We start from the raw sequence: 24,162 nt of genomic DNA, 5'->3' as shown, positions 1-24,162 counted from the left end.
CAGCGTTTGCTGTCCCTTTTCTTTATGTAATTTTATCTGATACTTTCAGTCCTTTTGTTCCGGAAGATGCTTGCCGCGTTCCGTCAAAGCCTTCTGCTGGCGAATATCCCGTCCCACGAATGCAATGCGGTCGTAGCTGCCAATGATTCGGGAGGCAAAGCGCTCGGAATAAAAGTCAGCCATTTCCTTTGTTGTGAGGTTTGTGCTGATGATAGTCGGTTTTTCCAACAGCAGGCGGGAATTGATGATGCTGTAAATAGCGGAAGTGGAAAACGAATTGCGGAATTCCGTCCCGAGGTCATCGAGAATCAGAAGGTCGCAGCTTTGCAGGGAGTCCATAGCCTCCGTGTCGTTATCCCGTCCAAAGTGTTCGTTTTCGAGCTTGGTAACGAGATTGCTAACGGAGGAGTAAACAACGCCGTATCCCTTCTGAATCGCCACGTTGGCAATGGCGAGCGAAAGGTGGGTTTTCCCAAGTCCGGTGTTTCCCGTCATAATGACATTTGGGGATTTCAGGCTGAATTGGCGCGCGTAGTTGATGCAGTATTGCAGCGTATTCCGCATGATGCTTCGGTCGCTTGGGCGGCCTTCCTGCGGTTCGTCGGAATAATAATTCAAAGAAAAGCTCTCGAACGTAGAAAGAGACAGCGGCGTCAAAGCGTTCAGCCGCTGGTAGGATTCCGTGCGGAGCAGCTCCTTCATGCAGGAACACATTAATCCGTCAACATAGCCGGTGTCTCGGCAGACGGGGCAGTGGTAGTTCGGTTCTAGACTTGATATTCCATGAGCCTGCATCAGTTCTTTTAGTTCTTTCTGGAGACTCAGGTTCTTTTCTTTCAGTGCTGTCAGCGCTTGCGCGGCGTTTTTTCCGCTCAGAACGGCTTTTGCGGCGCTGACGGAAGTGCTGCACAGCGTGCGTTCAATCTCTTCCGCACGGGGGCAGGCGCGGTAAAAAGCCTGCCTGCGCTTTTCTGCTTCTTCTTCTGCACGCCGGCGGCGCTCTCGGAGCTTATTTTCCGCTGCCGCATAAATCTCTCTGCCGTACCCCAATGTCCTTTCACCTCTTCATGTTGTCGTAGATGCTTGTCCGTTCGTATTCATCAATATCGAAGCTGTACTGTTTTTTCTGCTCCGATTTCGTGCCTTTTGTTTTTCCGGATACCGCAGTGTTTCGTTCCATCCGTTCATCGGCTGCCTGTTTCGGCGTCTTGATTCCGGCTTTGTACCACCGCTCCAGAATACTGTTCATGTAGGCGGTTTGGTATTTTCCAGCTCCGTCAATCGTTCGGTCATAGGCTTCTCGAATCATCTCGGGGGAAAATTTCCATCGGTTTACCCAGATAGGAGCGAATTCTTCCTCACGCTTAGAGGGTGCTCGGTGCGGAATGCCAATGGCTTGTTCCACGATTCGCCAAGCCTTCTGTTCCTCAGAAAGGAGGCGAAGTCGTTCCTCGGCCTTTTCATGCGTCGTAATTCCCTCGTCGGCCCAGTTCATGGCAACTTTCTCTATGTAGCGCATATTTCCCTTGCCGATGCTCACGGCATACTGCATCAGCATGATGATGACATCGGAAGGAAGCCCAAAATCGTCGTGAATCATAAGCAGCGTTGCAGATTCTCCGCTTGAAATCAGCCGCCCCAAAATTTCCTGCGCTGTCTGCATCAGGCAGGCAATTTCCTCCGATTCTTCCATCCTCTTTGCCACAAAAGCACTGTCCGGCTTTTGAGGACGCGATAACACGCGCTTGGGGCGTTCTGGGGATGTCTCCGCAGTTTTCATTTCCGGCTGGAACGGAACGTCTTTTTCAACAGGTTTTGTCGCTTCCGGAGCAGGAGAAGGCGTAATAACATTGTCGCGTGAAACGATGACGCCGGTTTCCTGCCAGTAAAGCAAGGCATCTTTCACATCTGCACAGTCAATCCCGAGTGCGTGTGCGATATCCTCTGCTTCAATCGTTTCCCCGGCGTGGCGGAGAACCCAAAGCAGAACTTTCAACTGCACGGAACCTGCCAGCTTGATGTTGTTATCCACAACGGAGCAGGGAACAGCAAAAACAGAGTTCCAAACACCGAGATTAATGGTAAAACTCATAACTTCACTCTTTCCGGATCAAGTAATCTTTGCTGTTATTATAGCATAGCGGTGAAAAGAGTAAAATACAAAAAATGTGTCAGAATCGGAAGAAATCTCTGCCCGGAAATTGCAGAAGGCAGCGGCTTCCTGCTGTTTGCTGCCCGGAGCTAAAAAGAGTGAAAAAGGTGCTTGACAAAACGACGAAATGCGGTTATAATGGACGAGTCGCTGAGCGTTGCAAAAAGCAAATATGCGAACGTAGCTCATCTGGTAGAGCGCCACCTTGCCAAGGTGGAGGTAGCGGGTTCGAGCCCCGTCGTTCGCTCCAGTAAGCCGGTTTTTTAACCGGCTTTTTTGTTTTGTGGGCTATACGGCTATTGCTGGAAAGGACTCTGCTTATGACGTCAAAACAGTGAAAAATTTCTTTCTCGTCGAATCCTTATTCATCAAATCCTCATATTGTAATTTCCTGTGATATACGGTACAATTATATAAAATCTTTATTTCGCTGAATTGTTTTCTGTGCGGCAGCAGTCTGGTTGTCATCATTCGGAAGGCTGTGCAGGAAAGGACATAGCAAAAGCTCACAAAAGCAGCCATATCGGTTCGCAATGAGGCACCCGGAGGTTTTCGGGTGTTTTTCTTTGCGAGTTTTGTAATTTCGTATAATATATGTTATAATAAAAATTACGCTTTTTGTAAAAGGAAGGCGGTTTCCAACTGGCCGCTTGAAACCAGTTCAAATAGAAGAGGGATAAACTGCATGGATGTCAGAAATGATTTGAGAAACGTAGCCATCATCGCGCATGTCGACCATGGCAAAACTACCCTTGTTGACCAGTTGCTCCGTCAGAGCGGAGTGTTCCGGTCCAACGAGGTCGTCGAAGAGCGCGTGATGGATTCCAACGCGCTGGAGAGAGAACGCGGAATTACCATTCTTGCCAAAAATACAGCGGTCCACTACAAAGATGTGAAAATCAATATTGTTGACACGCCCGGCCACGCCGATTTCGGCGGGGAAGTGGAACGCATCCTGACGATGGTGGACGGGGTTCTTTTGCTTGTCGATGCCTTTGAAGGCTGCATGCCGCAGACGCGTTTTGTCTTGAAGAAAGCGCTCAGCCTCGGTAAAAAGCCCCTAGTTGTCATCAATAAAATCGACCGCCCCGGTGCAAGGCCGAAAGAAGTTGTCGATGAGGTCATTGATCTGTTCATCGAATTAGGCGCAAATGAAGATCAGCTGGAGTTCCCTGTTATTTACGCTTCCGGCCGCGACGGCTATGCGACTGAGGATCCGAATGTACCCGGAACCGATATGAGGCCTCTGTTTGAAGCAATTCTGAAGTACATTCCTGCGCCGCAGGGTGTTTTGAACGGCCCGATGCAGGTTCTGTTCTCCAACATTGACTACGATGATTATATCGGCCGCATCGGCATCGGCAGGGTTGAGCGCGGCAGCGTTCATGTCGGCGATAGCGCTGTTATCTGCCATCGTGACGGAACCACGAACAATGCCAAAGTTACAAAGCTCTATCAGTTCGAGGGATTAAAGCGCGTAGAGGTCGAAGAAGCAAAACTTGGCGATATTGTCGCTGTTTCCGGCGTAACCGGACTGAATATCGGCGAAACCATCTGCGCGCCGGATTGCATTGAACCGCTTCCGTTCGTCAAGATTGATGAACCGACCGTGTCGATGCTGTTTATGGTTAACGACAGCCCGTTTGCCGGTAGAGAAGGAAAATATGTCACTTCTCGCAATCTTCGCGACCGCCTGTTCAAAGAGATTGAAACCAATGTGGCTTTGCGTGTCGAAGAAACAGATTCCACCGATACATTTAAAGTATCCGGCCGCGGTGAGCTGCATCTTTCTATTCTGATTGAGGAGATGCGCCGTGAGGGCTACGAGTTCCAGGTTTCCAGCCCGACGGTTATTTATAAGGAAATCGACGGTAAGAAATGTGAACCGATTGAACTTCTGATGATTGAAGTTCCGGATTCCTATGTCGGTATCGTCATGGAAAAACTCGGTGCCCGCAAAGCTGAGCTTCAGAATATGGGTACACGCAACACGGGCGTTACGCACCTTGAATTCAAGATTCCTGCGCGCGGTTTGTTGGGCTATCGCCAGGAATTCCTAACGGATACCAACGGCAACGGCATCATGAATAATGTCTTCGACTGCTATGAACCGTACAAGGGTGACATCACCACCCGTTCCTCCGGTTCGCTGATTGCTCATGAAACCGGTGAAGCAACCGGCTATGGCTTGTTCTATGCGCAGGACCGCGGCAGATTGTTCATTGGACCCGGTACCGAAGTCTACGAGGGGATGATCGTCGGAGTCAGCCCGAAGTCAGACGATATTACCGTCAATGTCTGCAAGAAGAAACATGCAACCAATACGCGTGCAGCCGGTTCCGATGAGGCGCTAAAGCTGACTCCTGCAAGCGAAATGAGCCTTGAGCAGTGCCTCGAATTCATTAAGCCGGATGAACTTGTTGAAGTAACTCCGAAGAGCATCCGCATGCGCAAGAAAATCCTGAATAAAGAACAACGCATGAAGCTTGCTGCACGAATGAAATAAGCGATTTTATGAATTTTGTAGTACTTGACCTTGAGTGGAACGGGGCTTACAGCAAGCGCATCAAGCGCTTCATCAATGAGATTATTGAGTTCGGCGCAGTACTCGTCGATGAAGATTTAAATATCCTTGATACCTTCGATGTCCTAATCCGCCCACAGGTCGGCAAAAAAATAAGCGGGGAAGTCAGTACCCTTACGAGCATCACGGATGAGGACCTTGAGGACGGCTTGCTTTTTATGCAGGCTGTGAGCAAATTCTCAAAATGGGCGCGCGATGCTGTCGTTATGACGTGGGGCACCTCGGATATTCTCACGTTAATTGAAAATTGCAGGTATTTCTGCGGAAACGGCAGAATTCCGTTTCTGAGCCGATATGTCGACCTACAGAAATATTGTGAATCTATGCTGGAAACGGAAAAATCCGGTCAGCAGATGGGCCTGAGCACAGCGGCGGCGCTCCTCCATGTTGACGAGAACGAGTTCGACCACCACAGGGCCCTCGGCGACAGCTTGCTCACTCTTGCGTGCCTGAGGAAGATATACACCCCGCAGACTTTAAAGCCGTTCATTCAGGATGCACGTTCCGATGAATTCTATAACAGAATGGAGTTCCGAACTTCTACAATCTGCGATCTTAGTCATCCGTTGATTCGCCCGCAGCACCTTGCCTTTTATTGTGTTAACTGCGGCAGACGAGCGAGGAGAATCAGCGAGTGGCAGCTCCGTAATAAAAGCTTCCGCGCTGTATTCCGCTGCAAACATTGCGGCACCGAATTTTACGGAAGAGTACAGTTTAAGCTGAAATATGAAGGGCTTTCCGTGAAAAAGAAAATCACCCCTGTGCAAGAGAAGCAAGATGAAAGCGGCGCCGCGGATTCTAAAAGCAGCCCAGCAAATTATGAAGATTCTCCAAAAGGGACATCCAAAGCATAGCGCAGACTCATACACAGAGCATAATAATTAGAAGCTGTTACGGCCAGTTTTATGAATGGAACGAGCCGTAACAGCTTTTTTATAAGCAGCTGGCTATAAATTATAAAAAACACTTGACTGGCTATGTCAAGAGAAGTTCGCAATTTGGGGACTCCACGAAATGAATTAAGCTGCGCTTAGCAGAAGTGTCTGAATCGATTTGGGATTCAAATATGCTCTGGAAACGGACCAGTCTTCAGCGTATTCCATGAGATATGTTGTAACCAACCGCAGATAGGAATCTTTGTTTGGGAATATCCCGACGACGTTGGTTCTGCGCCGGATTTCCTTGTTCAGCCGTTCCAGCATATTGGTCGATGAGATTTTACGGGCATCAAGCTCGGGGAATGCATAGAAAGCCAGTGAGTCCTCCAGCCCGTCTTCCAGAAGCTCGATTGCTTTGGGAAACCGCTTCCCATATTGCTCCGACAACTGTTTTGCGCGCTGTCGCGCTAATTGGACGGAAGGCGCCAGCCAGATTTCTTTCAGTTGGACCGCAAAGGATTCTTTTTCTTTCTGCGGTATATGGGCCAGAATATTTCGCATGAAATGCACTTTGCAGCGTTGCCAGGATGCGCCGGGAAAACTTTCTCGGATGGCGGCAATCAGCCCTTTGTTCGCATCGGAAACCACCAGCAGCGGTGTTTTCAAGCCGCGATCCAAAAGACTTTGAAACAACTGGGAATAGCTCTCTTTGGATTCGTCCAGCATCGGCTCCACGGCGAGAATGTCCCTGTGCCCTTGCTCGTTGACGCCGCAGACAACCATCACCGCCATGCTGACGACACGGCCATCCATACGGACTTTTTCGTACAGGGCATCCGTCCAAATGACAGGATAACGAGTATCCGTCAGAGAACGGTTGCGAAATTCCTGTACCTGTTCATTGAGCCCTTTTGTCATCTCACTGACCTGACTGCGGGAGAGGTTCTCTATCCCCAGACTGTGAGCCAACTTTTCCATCTTCCGTGTGGACACGCCCTGCACGAATGCCTCCTGAATAACCTGTACCAGCGCCGCCTCGCTGCGTTTGCGTTCAGTGACAAAGAACGGGATATATCCATGGCTGCGCAGCTTTGGCACCATGAGATACATCGTCCCTACGCGAGTATCCAGCCTCCGGGGACGATATCCGCAGCGGTAGTCACTTCGAGACGGATTGTGCGCATTCTTTTCCGCCCCCACAAGGCCGGAAACCTCCGCCTCCATCAGTTGAGCGCAGAGCCATTCCAGCATACTGAGCATCGGGTCGGGCTCCGCCATACATTTCAGTAGCAATTCCGTAAGATCTGTGTTATTCTTTCCTTGAGTCATTGGGACCAACTCCTTTTTGAATGTCTTGACACCATTCATTTTAAAGGAGTCCCAATGGCTTTTCTATACCTTCTCGAAATTGCGAACTTTATTGTACTCTATCACTTGACTCTGACGTAACGTCATACCTTATTATTTAGGGCAAGGGGGATGCAAAAGATGAAAACGGTACACGAGGTCAGCAAAATCGCCGGTGTAAGTGTCCGGACCTTACACCATTATGATGCAATCGGTCTCCTGAAGCCCACAAAGGTAACGCCCGCGGGGTATCGGCTTTACGATGAATCAGCCTTACGACGGCTTCAGACTATTCTGCTGTTCAGGGAGCTGCGGTTCCCGCTCAAAGACATCAAAAAGATGGTGGATCAACCGGACTTTGACCAGATGGCTGCGCTCAAAGACCAGATTCGTCTACTTGAACTGCAGAGAGAGCACCTTGACCGTCTGATTGCATTCGCCCGCAAACTTGAACGAAATGGGGGAAACAAAGTGGATTTTTCGGCTTTTGATCATTCGGAGTATGACCGGTACGCAGAGGAAGCCAAGGAAAGATGGGGCGGCACGGATGCTTACAAAGAATACGTCAGCCGTGCCGAACACCAGCCCGAGGACAGAAAAGAAAACGCAGCACAAGGGCTAATGGCAATATTTGCAAAGTTCGGCAAAGTGAAACACCAAAACCCATCTTCTGATGAAGCACAGGCCCTTGTTAAGGAACTGCAGCAGTTCATTACCGATAACTTTTACACCTGCACGCCGCAGATTTTAGCGGGGCTTGGACAAATGTATATTGGAGATGAGCGTTTCCGCAAGAATATCAATCAAGCAGGAGGGGAAGGAACGGCTGAATTTGCTGCTAAAGCCATAGAAATCTATAATACTGGAAAATGAAAAGGTTAAGCCGCCGCTAATTATTTGGCGGCGGCTTTTTTATATTCTAGTGTTAATTAATTACCATATTTCTCCGATTACGTCGTCTATTTTTCTTTCAAACCGCGCATCGATATGCTATTGCCGCTTTATCCATTTGTGCTATAATAATATCTTGTGCTGCCTATCCTAGTTTGCATTTGGCAGCAATTTGATTTTTACAGGAAATACACGTTTCCGGAAGTATTAAGAATTTAAGGAAATGATACATAGGGAATGAGTAAAACAAATCTCATAAAAACACTAGCGAAAGAGCCGCTTTTTACGGCGATGCTCGTTTTAACGGCAGTCATGTCATTTTTTTCAAGGCCTCAGCTGTCCTCCATCAATTGGAATGTGATTACAACGTTGTTTTCTCTCATGCTGGTTCGCACAGCATTTGAAAAATGCCATTTCTTAACGTCTGTTGCGGGCATCTCAACCGCGTATTTTCACACGCAGCGTTCTCTTAGCCTTGCGCTGACTGCGGTAACCGGTTTCCTTTCCATGCTGGTAACCAATGACGTTGCATTGCTCACCGTCGTTCCCATTACGATTTTGATTGCCGAAAAAGAGGGGGAAGACCCCTTTATTCTTATCATTCTTGAAACGATTTCGGCCAATATTTTTTCCTCGCTAACGCCGTTCGGCAATCCGCAAAATCTCTATTTATATTCGTATTATAACATGACTGCGGCGGACTTTTTCCGCATCATGCTCCCGCTTTTTGTGTTCGGCGTTGCACTCATTATTTTGTTGAATTTTTCCCTGAACCGTTCCAATCACCAATATCATACTTCTGCAATTTTTCAAATAACGGATCCGATTCTTTTCTGGGGCGCACTTGCTGTCTATGTTTTGAATATTCTCTCTGTCCTGCGGGTGTTGAACAGCTGGATTCCTTTTGTTGCGGCTGTGGCGTTTTTTGTTGTATATCGTCCCGGATTCTTTCTAAGTGTTGATTATTTCCTTCTGGGTACGTTCGTACTGTTCTTCCTGTTCACGGACAGTGTTACGGGTATTCCAATGGTTAAGACGGTTCTTTCCGCAATGCTGAACAGCAAAGCCGCCGTTCTTGCGGATTCCGCGTTGATATCGCAGGTGCTAAGCAATGTGCCCACAGCGGTTCTGATTTCCGGTTTCACGCCTCATTACCGCGAATTGCTGTACGGTGTTGCCATCGGAGGCCTCGGTACGCCGGTTGCCTCTCTAGCTAGCATGATATCCTATAAGATATACGCTCAAAAATATGCGGGCGGAAAATACATGAAAGTATTCCTTATTGTGAATTTTGCCACTCTTATTCTGCTTGGTTTAGCTATCTACCTTTACGAACTTCTGGCAGGCTGATTGATATTAGAAAAAGTCCGCAGTTTTCCCTGCGGACTTTTGTTATGTATTGTTCTGTTCGCTAGCCGAAGCGCCTTTTCATGGTTTAAACATTGTCTTTTTCTTTTTTGATATTACAAACAGCGTGGCACCGCCTGCCATTAAAATTGCTCCGACCAACGTACAGACCGCATAAAAGATGCTGCCGCCTGTTTTTGGAAAATTGAATCCGGAACTCGATGTGGAAGACGACGCCGGTGGTACCGAACTGGATGGCGGAGTACTGCGATTATGTACCGTAATTGTTTGTACGGAACCAGAAGCGGCCTCATATTTCCCATTTATGAGGGCTGCTGAGCCTCTTTGATTGATCCGAAACTCGTGTGGCGTTGGGTCAAGAATATATCCGTCGGGCGAGGAGGTTTCAATAAATCGGTACTCTCCAAAAGAAAGTCCGTTCACCGCCAGCTGACCGAAGCGATTTGTGGTCAGGGAGAAAATCATGTTCTTCCAGTAATAAGTCCCTTTGCTGTCGTGGCCGCTTTCAACGCCTGACGGTATGCTTTCTGAAGTATATACCTTCTTTTCCAGACGAAAAACCGCGTTCGGGAGAAATTGGCCTTCGTCGTTGACTTTTTGAAGTATCACCGCACCGCAGACAGGCTCGCATTTTGAGTTCGTAACAATATCGTAAATCAGGCTGCCGTCACGTTCGCTTTTCATCGGAACGGCAACCAGAAAGGGGTCACTGATAATGCCGAAATTTGGGTTGCTCGAATCGTATGATTGCAAGACGAGATAGTATCCTAAAGCAAGATTATGAAACGATACGGTGCCGTTTGCGTCGGTTGACGCTGTAATACCGCTGATATTTTTTGACGAAACATAATTTTCCAATTCCTTTGATGCGGCGGAAGCTTCATAGGCGGTTGACAGCTTTTCAAGCGCAAGACCGGAGCCTAAAAAATCATTCGTCAAATAGTATTTTCCGGAATCCGAAAGCGCGGCGACTTGATAGATAGAAAATCGCACTCCGGCGGGAGATTCCGTTCCACCGAAATCGGCGGCGGATAGATTAATGGTAATGGAGCCGAGTCGGTTCCGATCAATTACAGAAGAAGCAAATGCCGGGAGCGACACGGAAGATACCAGCAAAGCAACTGATACGGCTATGCTCCACGCCTTTTTCCATTTCAGCAGTGCCTTCATAGCTTGCCGCCCTTTCTTTGCAAGTTCTGCCAATCAGCTCACGGCCGATGGCAATTGATTTTCCAAAATCCAGCTAACCGCTCTGCACACGGTCGCAATAGACCACATAACGCTGTGTGCTCTTTCCATACGGATTGCAGCTGATGAGCGTTACCATATCTCTGCCCGGTTGAATCAATACTTTCTCAATCGCATTGGGAGCAATGATTTCCGTAGTGGTTACGCGGTAAATCAGCGTTTTCCACGGGTTTGTGATAATCACTTTGTCTCCCGGTTTCAGCTGGTCGATGTGCAGAAACATATCCTGATGTCTCGTGCCGCGATGCGCAGCAATCACGGAGTTTGTGTTGATGCCGCCAATCGGAAGGGAAGTTTGCGTCAAATGGGCTGCGCCCTTCGCCATGTTCGCCGAGGTAGCGCCCAGATAAATGCCGAGTTTCACATTTATTTTCGGAATTTCGAGAAATCCGAATAAATTGTCCGCAATCCCGTATTCAGAAAGATCAATACTACTTACCTCATAAGAAAACGGGTCTTTCAAATCCTTTTGTCCGTCGAGATAAAGCTGTTTATTGTAACTTTCTGCACGCTGCAGCAATTTTTCAAGAGTACTGTTCTTCAAGGAGCACTCTGATGTTTTTGCCTGCAAAGATTGTATTTTTTCCTGAAAAGTTTTTTCTTCCTGTTCCGTGTGTTGCCTGCTGAGAAGACTAGCAACCGTGGGGCAGACGTATATGGCTGCACCGGCCAAGATGAAAACAGCGGAGAGTATCGTCAACGTATAACTGCTTGCTTTCACTTTCCGGCTCCTCTTTTCTTCCAGACGAGAAACACGATGGGGAAAATAAGAAGAATCAGAAAAACAGGGGGTACCACGTTAGCTTCCTCGGCCAGCGCAAGAGCCGGCTGAGCCTGCTTTTCGGGAGCCGTGTATTCGGTCCGTTCACCCCGTACCAACAACCTCTGCGTATTGATTCCGTAGGGGGTGCAGGTCACAAGCGTGACGTAATCTTTCCCGTTCTGAATCATAAGGTCGGCGGTATTCTCAGGGTCAACTACCTTAATCTGGTCTACTTTGTACGCCAGAACCTCATCTAAGATATGAATATAAAACACATCGTTTTTTTCGAGCTGGTCGAGGTTGGTAAACAGCGTCGCCGAAGGGAGCCCCCGATGGGCGGAAAGTACCGCATGCGTACTCTTTCCGCCGATGGGAAGAGAAGAGTTTTTTAAGTGCCCGACGCCCTTTTGTAGAATTTCTTTCGTAGTCCCGTGGTAAATGGGGAGGTAAACATCTATCTTCGGAATTTCAATGTAACCGATGACTTCACCAGTTTCTAAAAGTTTGAAATTGCTGATCTCGCTGCCTCTTTCATCTGCAAACGGATCGGATGGAACTGTGCCGGAAAGCGATTCGTTGTATTTTATAGCCTCCGCTTTCAGCTTTTCAATTTCCTTGTTGCTTAAATTTTCAACGGCACGCTGATAGTTTGAAATGGTCGCAGACTGTGCCATTTTCGATAGGAACGAGCTGACAACCGGATACAGCATCACGCAAACGCCAAGAAGCAGTACACATCCGATTGCGATGATAGGCAGGTTTTTTTTCACCGTCCTGTGCCTCCAAAATTGCTCGAGAATACCGCAGGGGAGTGTTTATTCCCCTGCGGCAAATTTTTTATTCACATTCCGATTTTCTCTTTTTTTCTGAAGTACAGCAGACCCATAACACCGCCGAGTACAACGATTCCAATACCGCTCAGGGTGAAAATCTTCGTACCCATTCCGCCGGTGCCGGGGAGAGTAAAGCCCTTCGTGTTCGGCACCATGAAAGTCGCAAGGATTTTCAGAATCGGACCGCTTGAGGTCTGGGTGTAGTTCGCCGTCTTGCTTGTTCCGTCGGGGAGGGTGTAAGTGCAGGTGAAGTCGCCGTTCGGCTGACCGTCCGCTCCAGTTAAGGCTTTAATGGTTACTGCAATATCTCCGGAAAGGAGCTGGTATCCGCTTGGCGCACTGATTTCATGAATATAATAGGTTCCGTCTTTAACACCCAAGAAGTACGCAGAGCCGCCTTTCTGGGTCGTGACGGACGGGTTTGCAGAATCAAGTGGAATAACACTCTTGGTTGGGTCGGAGGAATCGTAGGTATAAACGGCAAGCGGCGTAGTGCCATCTGCGCCTAATAGTTCAAAGGTTGCACCGTCAAGGCGTGTGTTCTGGGATTCGGAATCCACCTTCAAAAGATTAATTCCGAAGGTGTAAACGTATGTTTTGCGAGTTTCATGATGCTCCGATTTGTTGGGGTTGTTTGTGTAGATGAGTTCACCTGTATTGTCGTTTCCTTGTTGACCGATGGCGGCTTTCTCATTCAACCTCGCACTGTAAAGAACCTTGATGGCTTTATAGTTTTTAATTTGCGCATATGTAAAGTTAATCGTAAAAGTTGTGGAAGCTGTCGGGGATTCCACGGTATAGCCCGATGTCAGTGTTGTTGTACTATCGTCGTCATTGATACCCAGAATGACAAGGCTGTCTCTGTCAAACGTGAGCCCGTCGCACATAGTATCGCTGAGTTCGTACTTGACAGTATCATCGGGAACAGAAGCGTCGTATTTCGGTACGTCGGCAAGGATTTCATAATCAACGATATCGCCGATATTCTTTGTTGTGCTGCTAACGCGTTTTTCTCCCTCGACGATTTTTTTGTTGAACGTAACCGTGCTGTCTTTGCACGCGGCAGTTACATGATAGTTCCACGCCTTATTGCCGCTGCTGTCGATTACGACCGACGGTACGGAAACGACAAAGTCGTCCGAAGCGATTCTTGCACCGGTGGTACTCGTTTCAATCACGAGATAATAGCCAAGGTCAAGTGTGGCCGTTCCGGAGCAGAGGGTATCTTCGGTAACAGTACCCGAGGCGCTCAATTTTAGTGTGCTATCCGGTTGAACCACATCGTCCGCAGTGCCGATGACCTTATCGGCGCCGGCGATGTAATTATGTAAGTCCTTTGTGAAGGAGGTCATTTGGGCTGCGGTGTAATTTTTAATATCACTTACTTTTGGAGCAGAAGGTTGCGAAAAGTATCCCTTAAAATTGGTGTCGTCCGAAGAATACGTATAGGTGTCTGACCCATTCGCACATGACATGCTGAAAAGTTTGTAGAGTACAAATGTTGAGGTGGAACCTTTTTTCGTAATGGTCAGTGTGCCTTGCTTAATGGAACTGTCGCTCACACTCGGCTGATCAGTCGAGGGGATGTAATTCTTTGCGTCCTGTGCGTTTACGGGGACGATCCAGAAAACGAACAGCAACGAAAGCAGAATTGCCCCCGATCGTTTGATAATTTTCATAAGCCTCACCTTTCTTTTCCAGTTTTTATTTAAACTACTCATTTGGGCGAGGAAGCCCTCATTTTCGTTTTTGGACTTAGTTTCCCGTTTAGCAGAAAAACGATGATTTCTGCTGCGACGAAAACAATCCCTCCGCCTGTCAGATAAAATATGCCGGCTCCGGGGCCGCCTGTTTCAGGAAGAGTCACGGCCGGGGTGCACTGGTCGGTAAAACTGACGCTCCGGGTGACTTTCTGCGTCGGGCGGAATATCATTTTGTGAATCTCGCCGGTGTTGTTGTAGACGGTATCCGCGTAAATTGCGCCGACCATCGTAGAACCGTATTTTACCGTTGCCGATGGCGCCAATATGGTTCCAAGCGCACCAAACGGTGCATTTACGGTAAGAGAGCTGCCCTCACCGTAAAAATTCCAGATGATTCGGCTGGCGATCTCATTCCAGCCGCCGTCCGTGTCGATGGTGACGTTCCCAATGCGGCAATATGGAATGGTAACGGATGTATTCCTTCCGCAGTTGACGTTCACCACCAGATATTGGCCGTTATTTAAGCTAATGCCGGTATTTGCTAGGTAATTTTCGTCATGAACACGCAGGGCTTTCAGCAGCGCATCCCGTAGCGCGTTGCTGCCATTGCCGGACGGCGCGACATTGATAACACGCATGGTTCCGCTGTCCTGTGCTCCTGCGAGCGTTGTGGAGAGGGAGGATAAACTTGCAAAGACATCGTCAAAATCGAACGGGAATTCATTTTTGATAAAAACGGCGTTCTCCGTTCCGCCGCCGATTGTGTCAATTACGTTTTGCTTTTTGCTTGGGTCGTAGAGAGTATAGGTTCCGTCTCCGCTCGTTTGGTAAACAATATTTGCCGCATGTTTGTTGTACAGAAGATATCTGCCGCCAAACGTAATGCTTTGCGGGATTATCGTAGAGCCCGACTGGATTCTTCGGCAGATTTCCCAACCAATCGGGAGTTTCGGGCCGTTATCAGGGTCGGTCAGCGTCTGAATATAATTGTCGTTGCTGCTGTAAATCACGCTTCCTCCGCCAGTGATTCCTTGCTGCGAAGAACCGCTTCCAAAAATCGGGTTTCCGCTGTTGTCCAGAAGATAAACATAGTACACGGTTTTGGAATCCAGTCCGGAGATTGTTTTCGTCGCTTTACCTTCCGAATCTGCTGTAAGGGAGACTTTTTGGAATAAATTTTTCGCGGCGGCGTCCGTGTAAATGCCGACCTGATAATTTTTCTTTGCAATGCCGCTGATGGAAATTTTCAAATCGAACGTGAGGGGGTTGCCCTGCGTTGGCGTGTAAATATTCATCGAATTGCCGATATTTCCGGCTGTGGCGGCAAATGTCTCAACAGCTAAATTTCCTTCCATGTCACAGTTCAGAGTGAATTTACGGGCAAAGACACTAAAGCTGGCAGCGACGCCTAAACCGTCGGTAATTGTCTGCGGAGAAATTGCGGTATCCGATAGCGCTGCACGCCGAATTGCTCGTATCGAGCTGGCCGTACTGCTGCTTTTGAGAGCCTCTTTTGCAGAGGATGTTAAGCTGGATGACAGTTGTGAAGAATTCGCCTGATTGTTTGCTGCTGTCTGCACACTGGAAGAAGTTTTGCTTTTTATAGATTCCTCGGAAGTAGCGCTTAAAATGGCAGACGACGTAGGACAGGAACTTTGAGCGCTCAAAGTCTCCTGCACGGCAGATGAATTCGTGTGTTCGCTGGAAGGAGGCAAAATCTGAGAAGTTTCCTGTTCAGCACTGCTGCCGCTTGAGTTCGTGTCCACCGTTTCAGCATGAGGAAAAACGATGAAGAACATCAGCGAGATTGCTGTCACCAGCGTGGAGGCGATAACCCGTTTCAGTGAATTCACTCTGCCATTTCTCCTTCCTTTGCAGCGCTTATGTGCTCCCGCCCAAAATCCGAACTTCAAAAAACACTTTTCCGAGCAGGTTGTTGGTTTCTATCGCGCCGAGGCTGCGTGAATCCAGTGCAGCCTCGCGGTTGTCGCCTAAAACAAAAACGCAGTTTTCAGGCACGGTAAACGGATATTTGATGCCGCTGTCTCTCGTATATGTTTTGCCTTTGGCAAGTTCTTTGGGGCTGGTCCCATTCACCAAAAGCGTCCCCGTTTTGTCGTCAATTTCAATTTTGTCTCCGGTTATGCCCACAACGCGCTTGATGAGCAAATTTCCGTTGCCGGACCGGAATATTACGATGTCGTTTCTTTTGTATGTATGGCCGAGCCGATAAAACAGCACAAGACTTCCGTCCGTCAGTGTCGGTTCCATAGAGTCTCCGCGCACAATTGCAATGCCGGCAATTATCTTGAATAATAAGAAAATGACAGCTGCCGTTATCGCCAGGTCGCGATACAAACAGTGCCTCATTTTCTTCTGGCGTTCTTCCGCAATGTGCCAATCAAAAAATTGCAGGAGTTTGTCTTCTTCCAATGCGGTTGTGTTATTCACAGCATTCATTTTGCTTGATACTTCCCGCCGCTTTTTTAATTTGTTCATTTGCTTCGTCGCATTGCTGTTCAATTTCGCTGTTCTGCACCTCTTCTACCACCGAAAGCAAATTGGATAAGAGGGAATGTGCATTGTCTAAAGTCGTGCCGAACTTCTGTTTGATGTTTGAAATATTTGTGGAAATTCGTTCCATTTGACGTTTCTGGGCAAGATATTCTTCATTTGCCAATCTGCATTTTTCCGTTGCTTTGGCGATGATTCCGTCGGCCTCTTGCTTTGCTTTATTGAGAATTCCTTCTTTCTCCGCATTCAAAGCGTCAATGGCAAGGGAAAAGGCTTTGAATTTCTGTGCGCATTGAGACTGGCTTTTCTGTGCCTCTTCCAGTTGGTATTGCAGCTTATGTATCTCACTGTTGGCCTTGCTAAGTTGTTTGGTAGCAGCTTCATAATCGTTTTCAAGCTGCGCTTTTTCTTCACGAAGCTGCGTGATTTCATCGAGGTAAATAGCGGTTAATTCTCTCATAGCAGCATATACAGCTTCTGTTTCAAATCCACCGAAAGCAGCTTTTTTGAGATTCAGATTTTTTACAAACGTCTGAAGATCACTCATTTTTCTCTCACCCATCTTTTTGTTGTCCTTCTGCCGGCCTGTCAGCTGATTTTCGCGGCTTGAACCAAAGTTTTTCGTCGGCATGACATTTGCAAATTCGACAAATCCTTACAGCACATTACTTCCAATTTATTCCAAACATGTCCCAGTTTACCGATTTCGAGGTAAAAATTTCAGCAAATCTTGTCGGCACAATCATTTTGATTCTTATTCACAATTTTGAAAACAAATGCGCCAAAAGTTTGGACGAAATTACTCCTTCCATCAATTCTTTTGGGTGTAAGCGTCGGCGGACGAGCATTTTCGTTCTGTGAAGTGGTTTTTGAAATAACGCTCCTGTGCATACAATTCAGCGGAGGAGGTGCTTTCAATGGGAAACAGTTTTGATTGTTGGGAAATGGTAGGTATCGGTTTTGTCATACTGTTTGGTACATTGCTGCACTTTGTTTACAAGTGTACAAACCAAAATAAAATCGTTGGGCTGTTCAGCCCGGTCAATGAAAGTGTTTGGGAACATCTAAAAATGCTATTTGTACCGATGTTGCTTTATAGCGCGGTTGAATATTTCGCTGTGGGGAACCAGTTCCCGAATTTCATTGCCGGCAAGGTGATTGGAGCCGTTTACGGAATGATAACAATTCTAATAATCTTCTACACCTATACAGGAATTACGGGGCGGCATTTTCTGTGGGCGGATATTCTGGCGTACTTTTTTGGCGTTTGGGCAGCTTTTGCTTACAGCTGGCAAATTATCAGCCAATCCGATGCCGGTTCTGCCACTCAGTGTGTGGCATTAATTGTTGCAATGGTGCTGATTGTGAGTTTTGCTGTGTTCACTTATTACCCTCCGCATATTCCGCTGTTTTTGGATCCGATTCACAAGGTTTATGGCGTGCCGCAAAAGACGTCTGCCCGCCCGAAATCATAACTGATATTTGTTTTTTATTTGTTTTTGCTGAATTTTTCCTAAAAATCAAAATCTCCGCATTCTTTTCATAGTGCTTTGCTTTATGGTTATACTATTGCTGACGTTGATAAGGAGTTGATTATTATAAATGAATGACGATACCATAAAGCTGCTTAATGAATGTAACGCGGGCACAAAGATGGCGGTAGGTTCTATCGACGAGGTTTTGCCCAAAGTGAGAAATAAAGACATGGAGCAGTTGTTATTGAATTGTAAGCATGAGCATGAACAGCTGGGAAATGAAATCCATCGTTTGCTGAATGAGTATCATGACGCCGAGGAAGAACCGAATCCCATCGCAAAGGGAATGTCGTGGATGAAAACCAATGCCAAACTGATGATGAATCCAACGGATAATACAGCGGCGGATTTAATTGTGGAAGGTTGCAATATGGGCGTAAAATCTCTGAGCCGTTATTTAAACCAATATAAAGCGGCAGACCAGCAGGCGAAAGATATCGCGCAGAAGCTGATTCATTCGGAAGAGCAGCTGTCCGTACAGTTAAGACCTTTCTTGTGAGCGCATGGGGAAGTAAACCTCCAAAATGAAAATTACAGCTGAAATTAAAACAACCACGGAAGAACTCAGTTAAAACTTAGTTCTTCCGTGGCTGTTTTTTAAAGAATTATGCCCCCGCATAACGGGGGCATAGCCTATTTTCTGAAAATTACGGTTTATAGTAAACTTTACCGTCCGAGCCAGTGATGGTTCCTGAAAATGAAACAGTGGGCATATAATCAAAGGTCACTGATGCAGGAATATCTGTGCCTGGTATCGTATACGGGAAAAATACATTTTCGGTGTTTGTACCATCAGAAAGTGTGGCACTGTAATAAATCGTTGTGTCGCTCGGTGTTATTGTCTCTCCTGAGTAGGTAAATGTTATACTGACTTCACTGTTTTCCGGTAAACTTTCCGATAATGCTACAGGGGTTACATTAACATTTACAGCCATATATGAAATCTCTCCTTTGTAATTAATTCAATGGCGAGAGTCTGTCTAGTTCAATCTATTCTGTATGCAGGAAAAAGTTTCCTTAATGGTTCCTCCACAAAGAAATTCGCATACAATAAAAAGAGGTGATTGCATGTGAGCATTATGGATCTTAAAACGCGTTATTCGATAAATTACCCTATGTGTTTCGATTGTGTCGCACGGGAAAGATTAGTTTTGGGATATTGCAAAATGATTTATTTGTATTTTACTCTGCCTTGTTTTAACTCTCTTTGCAAATTTCCGAAAGCAGAATTAATCCTTTTCCAGTATCCATGTGCATCGCGGGAACGGGTATTTTCCAATGAGGATGACAGCAAAAAAGATTGCTATTTTCTGTATCCGCTATTAAAACCGCTGAATATTTTCTACCGGTTGGCTCCGACTGAGATTGATCGAAAACACTGCGTTTCCTTTCAAGTTTCCCGTATGCAAAGCCACGTAACAATTGATATTACGAAGATTTTCCAAGATTGGATGAACGGAAAATTAGCAAACAGCGGTTTACTGCTGATAGCTCCGCCAACATCAAAAGAAGTTGCTTTTGCTTCCGGCCAATTTGATCTTCCGTGGATGCGGCCTACAATTAGGCTTGACTGCGACTTCAAGGGCATGCTGCCGTGTTTCTGCTCGGCGCCGTGTGAGGTAAAGGTTGCTGGTGTTCCGTAAAACATGTGTGAAAATGAGAGACGACAAAACTTTCCAACAAGAAAGGAGAAACAAAAATGCAGCAGTTTTATCCATTAACAAACTGCTGCATTTTTCTTTGTTATATTCCGGAAATAAGCAGAGTGGTAATTGCTTTCATGCGAATCAAAAAGTGGACATCCTTGATAAAGTGCAACCCGCTATGGTCGCAATACTATCCTTTCTAGGAGACCTTTTGTTATTCCATATTTTTTGCATAAGTGTTCAAATATTTTTTGATTTCTTCGATATATAAGCTTCCCATTTTGCTGAGCATTGTATTCTTTCTGACAATATAACCAATCTCCATGATGCTATTCTGATTCACATCGTCTGCTTCAAACGGAACCGCTACATAATCCGTGCCGTTGAGCTCTTCACATATAATTCCGGAGCAGAGAGTATATCCGTTGAGACCCACCATAAGGTTTAACATGGTGGCGCGGTCGCACGCTTTAATAATCCGCGGATATTCATTTGTGCTCAAAATTTCTTCGGCAAGATAAAAAGAACTGTTATCACCCTGTTCAAAGGAAAGGCATGGGTAGTCTGCAAGCTGTGCAAAATGAATCGACTTCTCTTTTGCCAGTGGATGCCCTTTCCAGAGATAAACGTATGCGTTGCATTCAATCAGCTTGTGAAACTCCAAGTTGTTGGACCGAAGAAGTTTCAGGATAGCTTTCCTGTTGAAGTCGCTGAGGTACAAGATTCCGATTTCGCTTTTGAGCGTGCTGACATCGTTAATTACGTCTCCTGTTTTCGTTTCCCGTATAGCGAATTCATATTTTGATGTGTCAAACGACTTTACCATTTCCACAAAAGCCTTGACGGCAAAAGAATAATGCTGCGTTGAAACACCGAATTTCTTTTTCACATTTCCGTTTTTGCCGAATTTCTCGAGCAAAATATTATATTGACTGTATACCTGCCGTGCATATAAAAGAAATTCCGCACCGTCGTTGGTTAAGGTCACTCCCTTGCCGCTGCGGTTGAAAATCGTGATGCCGATTTCTTTTTCAACCTCCTTGATTGCGTTTGTCAGCGACGGCTGTGCCACGTATAGAACCTCCGCGGCTTTGTTGAAGGAACCGACTTCTGAAATGGTTATTATATAATGTATCTGCTGTAAAGTCATATACATTCTCTCCTTTCCACGCAGACTGTGCTTTATCAAAAAAAAGCTGCTTTTCGGGCGGCTCCTCTACAATGCGCACCGTGCTCGTTTAGGTCAAAAATTCCATTCCGTCCGCGCTATTTATCTATTACAAGTGAAGTTGCCATAAAATTTATCTGCGAAATCAATGTACCATATTCGCAGTGCGATATCAAACGTAATTATTTCATGTGTAGCAACCATAATATCTTCTCGATTTAAAAGGCCCTGCTATCTCTCGGCTGCTTTGTAGCAGACAGGAGAAATATGCAGGGCCTTTGTCAAGTCCATGATGCTGTAAAAAGGCAGTTATAGTGAAATTCTATTGAAGTTAATAATTTTCAAGTATTGGACGGCAATAAGGGAGTTACGTTAAACTAACTAATAGCAACCAGTGCCATACATATATTAAATACATATAATTGCTATTTTACTAAGACAGTAGTGGTAAAAGCAAGACTCCACACAGGAAATGTTCGTCGGAATGGAAACTGTAAGATGAACAGCACCGGTTGGACGGTCAGGAGGGAAGGGGAATATGGGTCAGAGTTTAATCGAAATACGCGGCTTGAGCAAAACCTATCAAACCAAGGATGCGGAAATCCACGCTTTACACGACATTAACTTAAACATTGAAAAAGGGGATATTTTCGGGATTATCGGCATGAGCGGAGCCGGAAAAAGCACATTGGTGCGGTGCATCAATCTGCTGGAAAGGCCGACGCAAGGAACCGTCATTTTTGACGGAAAAGATCTTTGTGCATTAAGTGAAACCGATTTGCGTAAGGTGCGCCGTTCCATCGGAATGATCTTTCAGCAGTTCAATCTTCTGCAACAGAGGACAGCGCTTGAAAATGTCTGCTTTCCTTTGGAAATTTCGGGGGTACGTAAATCGGACGCAAAAAAGAAGGCACAGGAGCTTCTGGACTTAGTCGGGCTTTCCGATCGGGCAGAGTCTTACCCAACACAGTTATCCGGCGGACAAAAGCAGCGCGTCGCAATTGCGCGTGCACTCGCGACGAACCCAAAAGTTCTGCTGTGCGATGAAGCTACCAGTGCACTGGACCCCACAACTACGCAGTCGATTCTCGATCTGCTGAAAAATATCAACCGGCAGCTTGGAATTACGATTGTAATTATCACGCACGAAATGAGTGTAATCGAAAAGATTTGCAATCGTGTGGCAATCATCGACAACAGCCAAATCGCCGAATGCGGCCTTGTGGAGGATGTTTTTACAAACCCGCAAACCGCTGCGGCACGGAAATTTGTTTTCCCGGGCGCAGAAGGACGCAATGTGCGGTTGAGCAAACGCTGCCTGCGTATTGTTTTTAACGGGAATTCTTCCGAAGAGCCGGTACTCGCCAATATGGTTTTGACCTGCAAAGCACCCGTCAATATTCTTCATGCCGACACAAAAGACCTAAACGGCAAAGCCTTTGGACAATTGGTGGTACAGTTACCCGAGGACGAAGATTTGGCGCAGAAAATGGTTCATTATATCCGGTCAAGAGGACTTACCGCGGAGGTGATTGACAATGCTAGATGAATCGACTTTATACATGCTGCTTCAAGGTGTCGGCGAATCGCTGTATATGACACTGGTGTCCACTTTGTTTGCATATGTCATCGGCTTGCCAATCGGAATTTTCCTAGTCACGAGCTGCAAGGACGGGATTCATCCTAGCCCCTGGTTATTTAAGACGCTGGACGTCATTGTAAACCTGACACGCTCCATACCTTTTCTAATCCTTTTAGTGGCGATTATGCCGTTTACTCGTCTTGTTACCGGCACCACCATCGGCTCCACAGCAACCATTGTGCCGCTTACGCTGTCGGCCGCACCGTTTGTCGCTCGACTCGTGGAATCTTCCCTCAAGGAAGTGGATCAGGGTGTAATTGAGGCGGCGCAGTCCATGGGTGCTTCCAATTTTCAGATTGTGTGGAAAGTCCTCCTTCCGGAGGCGAGACCGTCACTTCTTGTCGGCGCCGCAATTGCCGTAACAACCATTTTGGGCTACTCGGCTATGGCAGGTTTCGTAGGCGGCGGAGGGCTTGGCACCATCGCAATTAACTACGGTTATTACCGTTACCAAAACGAAATCATGCTCATCACGGTTGTCCTTCTTGTGCTGATTGTTCAGATTTTCCAGAAAATCGGCATGCAAATAGCCATGTCACTTGACAGAAGAAAACAATAAGAGAAAACGGAGGGTAATTATGAAAAATAGAAAAACGGTTTCCATCGTACTGGCTGCACTCCTGTCTTTGAGTGCATTTACGGGCTGCGCAAGCTCCGGAAGCACCGCTTCCTCTTCGACTGGCGATTCGGCTTCCACTGGATTGAAAAAAATCGTAGTCGGTGCCTCGCCTACGCCGCACGCGGAGATATTAAAAGAAGCTGCGAAACTGCTGAAAAACAAAGGCTATGAATTGGAAATCAAAGAGTTTTCCGATTATATCCTGCCGAACACCGCTCTAGCAGATAACCAATTAGACGCAAACTATTTTCAGCACGAACCGTATCTGAAGGAATTCAACAAAGAAAAGGGAACCAATCTTGTATCCGCGGGTGCGATTCACTATGAACCGTTCGGAATTTATGCTGGCAAAATAAAATCCTTGGAGGATTTGAAAGACGGGGCAACCGTAGCGGTGCCGAACGATACGACTAATGAAGCGAGGGCTTTGTTGCTTCTTCAGGCACAGGGTTTGATTAAGCTGAAGGACGGGGCTGATATTACTGCTACCCAGAAAGACATTGCCGAAAACAAAAAGAATCTCAAATTCCGCGAAATTGAAGCAGCCCAGTTAGTGCGTTCCCTACCGGATGTGGATATTGCCATCATCAACGGCAACTATGCGCTGGAGGGCGGCCTCAAGACGGAAAATGCCCTTGCCTTGGAAGCGTCTGATTCGCTTGCCGCAAAAACTTATGCGAATATCATTGCCGTCCGCAAAGGTGATGAGAACCGCGAAGAAATCAAAGCTCTTGTGGAAGTGCTGAAAAGTGATGAAATTAAAACATATATCAAAAACACTTTTCAAGGGGCAGTCGTTCCCCTCGACTAAGCCATTATTATAAATTATGACTTAGTGGATGTACCCTTAGCCGGTGTATCTGCTTTGGTATTAGATGCAAAAATAAGCCCATCGGGTTAATCCCCGGTGGGCTTAATGTTTGTACGTTTTATTTGAATAATGACTAAATAATGACCAAACGGCTAATTGCCCTTAGCTGTCTAAAGACAGCAAAAAACCCGCAGGCCCAAGAACCATGCGGGTTTTTGTTTGGTGGAGCATAGCGGGTTCGAACCGCTGACCTCCACACTGCCAGTGTGGCGCTCTCCCAACTGAGCTAATACCCCAGAGAATCGAAACAGCTTTATTACTATACCACATCTGCGCGTGATTTGCAAGCGTTTTTCGACAAAAATGAGAGGAAGCCTGAACAAACTTAGAGGGACGAATGTTGAAAACTTTCAGAACTTTTGATAAACTAATTGAAAAAGCTACGTCGAAATGTTTTGAG

Annotated in this window: 22 protein-coding genes and 2 tRNA genes; 11 read left to right on the top strand and 13 right to left on the bottom strand. The window is 46.6% G+C overall.

Annotated elements, in window-relative coordinates:
* Positions 1-45 precede the first annotated feature (45 nt).
* Together NOG13_RS04805 and NOG13_RS04800 are read right to left on the bottom strand one after the other, a co-directional pair.
* Positions 46-1,050, bottom strand: a complete 1,005-nt coding sequence (locus tag NOG13_RS04805) for an ATP-binding protein (RefSeq protein ID WP_283109453.1) — start codon at positions 1,048-1,050, stop codon at positions 46-48.
* 7 nt (positions 1,051-1,057) lie between these two features.
* Positions 1,058-2,092 carry a DnaD domain protein gene (locus NOG13_RS04800; RefSeq protein WP_283111130.1) on the bottom strand — a complete coding sequence of 345 codons (1,035 nt, stop codon included), beginning with the start codon at positions 2,090-2,092 and terminating at the stop codon, positions 1,058-1,060.
* Between the two features lie 234 nt (positions 2,093-2,326).
* On the opposite strand from NOG13_RS04800, the gene NOG13_RS04795 reads away from it, so the two are divergent.
* From NOG13_RS04795 to NOG13_RS04785, 3 genes are all read left to right on the top strand, one after another.
* Positions 2,327-2,402 (top strand) — tRNA-Gly (locus NOG13_RS04795).
* A 435-nt stretch (positions 2,403-2,837) separates the two neighbouring features.
* On the top strand, positions 2,838-4,658 hold the full coding sequence (gene typA / locus NOG13_RS04790; RefSeq protein ID WP_283111129.1) for a translational GTPase TypA: 1,821 nt from the start codon (positions 2,838-2,840) through the stop codon (positions 4,656-4,658).
* An 8-nt stretch (positions 4,659-4,666) separates the two neighbouring features.
* Positions 4,667-5,590: a 3'-5' exonuclease gene (locus NOG13_RS04785; protein ID WP_283111128.1), complete on the top strand. Its 924-nt coding sequence runs from the start codon at positions 4,667-4,669 to the stop codon at positions 5,588-5,590.
* A 165-nt stretch (positions 5,591-5,755) separates the two neighbouring features.
* Here NOG13_RS04785 and NOG13_RS04780 read toward each other — a convergent pair whose 3' ends face one another.
* Positions 5,756-6,943 (bottom strand): IS256 family transposase, encoded by a 1,188-nt coding sequence (locus NOG13_RS04780; RefSeq protein WP_135661204.1) that lies wholly within the window; start codon positions 6,941-6,943, stop codon positions 5,756-5,758.
* 159 nt (positions 6,944-7,102) lie between these two features.
* Here NOG13_RS04780 and NOG13_RS04775 point away from each other — a divergent pair, with 159 nt between their 5' ends.
* Positions 7,103-7,834: a MerR family transcriptional regulator gene (locus tag NOG13_RS04775; RefSeq protein WP_283111127.1), complete on the top strand. Its 732-nt coding sequence runs from the start codon at positions 7,103-7,105 to the stop codon at positions 7,832-7,834.
* Between the two features lie 255 nt (positions 7,835-8,089).
* Positions 8,090-9,202 (top strand): SLC13 family permease, encoded by a 1,113-nt coding sequence (locus tag NOG13_RS04770; protein ID WP_283111126.1) that lies wholly within the window; start codon positions 8,090-8,092, stop codon positions 9,200-9,202.
* A 78-nt stretch (positions 9,203-9,280) separates the two neighbouring features.
* Here NOG13_RS04770 and NOG13_RS04765 read toward each other — a convergent pair whose 3' ends face one another.
* The 7 genes from NOG13_RS04765 to NOG13_RS04735 form a co-directional block, all read right to left on the bottom strand.
* Positions 9,281-10,390, bottom strand: coding sequence for a SpaA isopeptide-forming pilin-related protein (locus tag NOG13_RS04765; RefSeq protein ID WP_283111125.1), 1,110 nt, complete (start codon positions 10,388-10,390; stop codon positions 9,281-9,283).
* A gap of 73 nt (positions 10,391-10,463) precedes the next feature.
* A complete protein-coding gene (locus tag NOG13_RS04760) occupies positions 10,464-11,189 on the bottom strand; it encodes a class C sortase (RefSeq protein ID WP_283111124.1) in 726 nt (241 codons plus the stop codon).
* Positions 11,186-12,001: a class C sortase gene (locus NOG13_RS04755; protein WP_283111123.1), complete on the bottom strand. Its 816-nt coding sequence runs from the start codon at positions 11,999-12,001 to the stop codon at positions 11,186-11,188. The genes NOG13_RS04760 and NOG13_RS04755 overlap by 4 nt, the downstream gene beginning before the upstream one ends.
* A gap of 71 nt (positions 12,002-12,072) precedes the next feature.
* The gene (locus tag NOG13_RS04750) at positions 12,073-13,743 is read right to left on the bottom strand and encodes a SpaH/EbpB family LPXTG-anchored major pilin (RefSeq protein WP_283111122.1); all 1,671 of its coding nucleotides are present in this window, start codon (positions 13,741-13,743) and stop codon (positions 12,073-12,075) included.
* Between the two features lie 38 nt (positions 13,744-13,781).
* Positions 13,782-15,620, bottom strand: coding sequence for a hypothetical protein (locus NOG13_RS04745; protein ID WP_283111121.1), 1,839 nt, complete (start codon positions 15,618-15,620; stop codon positions 13,782-13,784).
* Positions 15,621-15,648: 28 nt separating this feature from the next.
* Complete coding sequence (gene lepB, locus NOG13_RS04740) at positions 15,649-16,227, bottom strand: signal peptidase I (protein WP_283111120.1); 579 nt, start codon at positions 16,225-16,227, stop codon at positions 15,649-15,651.
* A complete protein-coding gene (locus NOG13_RS04735; RefSeq protein WP_283111119.1) occupies positions 16,211-16,828 on the bottom strand; it encodes a hypothetical protein in 618 nt (205 codons plus the stop codon). The genes lepB and NOG13_RS04735 overlap by 17 nt, the downstream gene beginning before the upstream one ends.
* 370 nt (positions 16,829-17,198) lie before the next feature.
* On the opposite strand from NOG13_RS04735, the gene NOG13_RS04730 reads away from it, so the two are divergent.
* Together NOG13_RS04730 and NOG13_RS04725 are read left to right on the top strand one after the other, a co-directional pair.
* Positions 17,199-17,756 (top strand): DUF6512 family protein, encoded by a 558-nt coding sequence (locus NOG13_RS04730; RefSeq protein WP_283111118.1) that lies wholly within the window; start codon positions 17,199-17,201, stop codon positions 17,754-17,756.
* A 127-nt stretch (positions 17,757-17,883) separates the two neighbouring features.
* Positions 17,884-18,315, top strand: coding sequence for a hypothetical protein (locus NOG13_RS04725; RefSeq protein ID WP_283111117.1), 432 nt, complete (start codon positions 17,884-17,886; stop codon positions 18,313-18,315).
* Between the two features lie 148 nt (positions 18,316-18,463).
* Here the strand turns inward: NOG13_RS04725 and NOG13_RS04720 are convergent, their stop codons facing one another.
* Positions 18,464-18,751, bottom strand: coding sequence for a hypothetical protein (locus NOG13_RS04720; protein ID WP_283111116.1), 288 nt, complete (start codon positions 18,749-18,751; stop codon positions 18,464-18,466).
* 135 nt (positions 18,752-18,886) lie between these two features.
* Here NOG13_RS04720 and NOG13_RS04715 point away from each other — a divergent pair, with 135 nt between their 5' ends.
* Positions 18,887-19,459, top strand: coding sequence for a hypothetical protein (locus tag NOG13_RS04715; RefSeq protein WP_283111115.1), 573 nt, complete (start codon positions 18,887-18,889; stop codon positions 19,457-19,459).
* Positions 19,460-19,676: 217 nt separating this feature from the next.
* On the opposite strand, the gene NOG13_RS04710 is transcribed toward NOG13_RS04715, so the two are convergent.
* Positions 19,677-20,612 carry a LysR family transcriptional regulator gene (locus NOG13_RS04710; RefSeq protein ID WP_283111114.1) on the bottom strand — a complete coding sequence of 312 codons (936 nt, stop codon included), beginning with the start codon at positions 20,610-20,612 and terminating at the stop codon, positions 19,677-19,679.
* A 556-nt stretch (positions 20,613-21,168) separates the two neighbouring features.
* Here NOG13_RS04710 and NOG13_RS04705 point away from each other — a divergent pair.
* The 3 genes from NOG13_RS04705 to NOG13_RS04695 are packed head-to-tail and all read left to right on the top strand — an operon-like array spanning position 21,169 to position 23,702.
* Positions 21,169-22,179, top strand: a complete 1,011-nt coding sequence (locus NOG13_RS04705; protein ID WP_283111113.1) for a methionine ABC transporter ATP-binding protein — start codon at positions 21,169-21,171, stop codon at positions 22,177-22,179.
* Positions 22,169-22,831: a methionine ABC transporter permease gene (locus NOG13_RS04700; RefSeq protein WP_283111112.1), complete on the top strand. Its 663-nt coding sequence runs from the start codon at positions 22,169-22,171 to the stop codon at positions 22,829-22,831. The genes NOG13_RS04705 and NOG13_RS04700 overlap by 11 nt, the downstream gene beginning before the upstream one ends.
* 19 nt (positions 22,832-22,850) lie before the next feature.
* Positions 22,851-23,702 carry a MetQ/NlpA family ABC transporter substrate-binding protein gene (locus NOG13_RS04695; protein WP_283111111.1) on the top strand — a complete coding sequence of 284 codons (852 nt, stop codon included), beginning with the start codon at positions 22,851-22,853 and terminating at the stop codon, positions 23,700-23,702.
* A 220-nt stretch (positions 23,703-23,922) separates the two neighbouring features.
* Here the strand turns inward: NOG13_RS04695 and NOG13_RS04690 are convergent.
* Positions 23,923-23,998: transfer RNA gene (locus tag NOG13_RS04690), tRNA-Ala, on the bottom strand.
* Positions 23,999-24,162: the final 164 nt, after the last annotated feature.

Source organism: Thermocaproicibacter melissae (assembly GCF_024498295.1).
In the GTDB taxonomy this organism is placed as follows: Bacteria; Bacillota; Clostridia; order Oscillospirales; family Acutalibacteraceae; genus Thermocaproicibacter; species Thermocaproicibacter melissae.
This window is presented reverse-complemented; position numbering and strand designations above follow the sequence as displayed.

Excerpts from the sequence above, each read along its gene's own strand:
- NOG13_RS04730 (WP_283111118.1), top strand. The coding sequence starts at position 17,199 with ATGGGAAACAGTTTTGATTGTTGGGAAATGGTAGGTATCGGTTTTGTC.
- NOG13_RS04725 (WP_283111117.1), top strand. The coding sequence starts at position 17,884 with ATGAATGACGATACCATAAAGCTGCTTAATGAATGTAACGCGGGCACA.
- NOG13_RS04710 (WP_283111114.1), bottom strand. The coding sequence starts at position 20,612 with ATGACTTTACAGCAGATACATTATATAATAACCATTTCAGAAGTCGGT.
- typA (WP_283111129.1), top strand. The coding sequence starts at position 2,838 with ATGGATGTCAGAAATGATTTGAGAAACGTAGCCATCATCGCGCATGTC.
- NOG13_RS04775 (WP_283111127.1), top strand. The coding sequence starts at position 7,103 with ATGAAAACGGTACACGAGGTCAGCAAAATCGCCGGTGTAAGTGTCCGG.
- NOG13_RS04770 (WP_283111126.1), top strand. The coding sequence starts at position 8,090 with ATGAGTAAAACAAATCTCATAAAAACACTAGCGAAAGAGCCGCTTTTT.
- NOG13_RS04720 (WP_283111116.1), bottom strand. The coding sequence starts at position 18,751 with ATGGCTGTAAATGTTAATGTAACCCCTGTAGCATTATCGGAAAGTTTA.
- NOG13_RS04735 (WP_283111119.1), bottom strand. The coding sequence starts at position 16,828 with ATGAGTGATCTTCAGACGTTTGTAAAAAATCTGAATCTCAAAAAAGCT.
- NOG13_RS04765 (WP_283111125.1), bottom strand. The coding sequence starts at position 10,390 with ATGAAGGCACTGCTGAAATGGAAAAAGGCGTGGAGCATAGCCGTATCA.
- NOG13_RS04785 (WP_283111128.1), top strand. The coding sequence starts at position 4,667 with ATGAATTTTGTAGTACTTGACCTTGAGTGGAACGGGGCTTACAGCAAG.
- NOG13_RS04750 (WP_283111122.1), bottom strand. The coding sequence starts at position 13,743 with ATGAAAATTATCAAACGATCGGGGGCAATTCTGCTTTCGTTGCTGTTC.
- lepB (WP_283111120.1), bottom strand. The coding sequence starts at position 16,227 with ATGAATGCTGTGAATAACACAACCGCATTGGAAGAAGACAAACTCCTG.
- NOG13_RS04800 (WP_283111130.1), bottom strand. The coding sequence starts at position 2,092 with ATGAGTTTTACCATTAATCTCGGTGTTTGGAACTCTGTTTTTGCTGTT.
- NOG13_RS04780 (WP_135661204.1), bottom strand. The coding sequence starts at position 6,943 with ATGACTCAAGGAAAGAATAACACAGATCTTACGGAATTGCTACTGAAA.
- NOG13_RS04695 (WP_283111111.1), top strand. The coding sequence starts at position 22,851 with ATGAAAAATAGAAAAACGGTTTCCATCGTACTGGCTGCACTCCTGTCT.
- NOG13_RS04705 (WP_283111113.1), top strand. The coding sequence starts at position 21,169 with ATGGGTCAGAGTTTAATCGAAATACGCGGCTTGAGCAAAACCTATCAA.
- NOG13_RS04700 (WP_283111112.1), top strand. The coding sequence starts at position 22,169 with ATGCTAGATGAATCGACTTTATACATGCTGCTTCAAGGTGTCGGCGAA.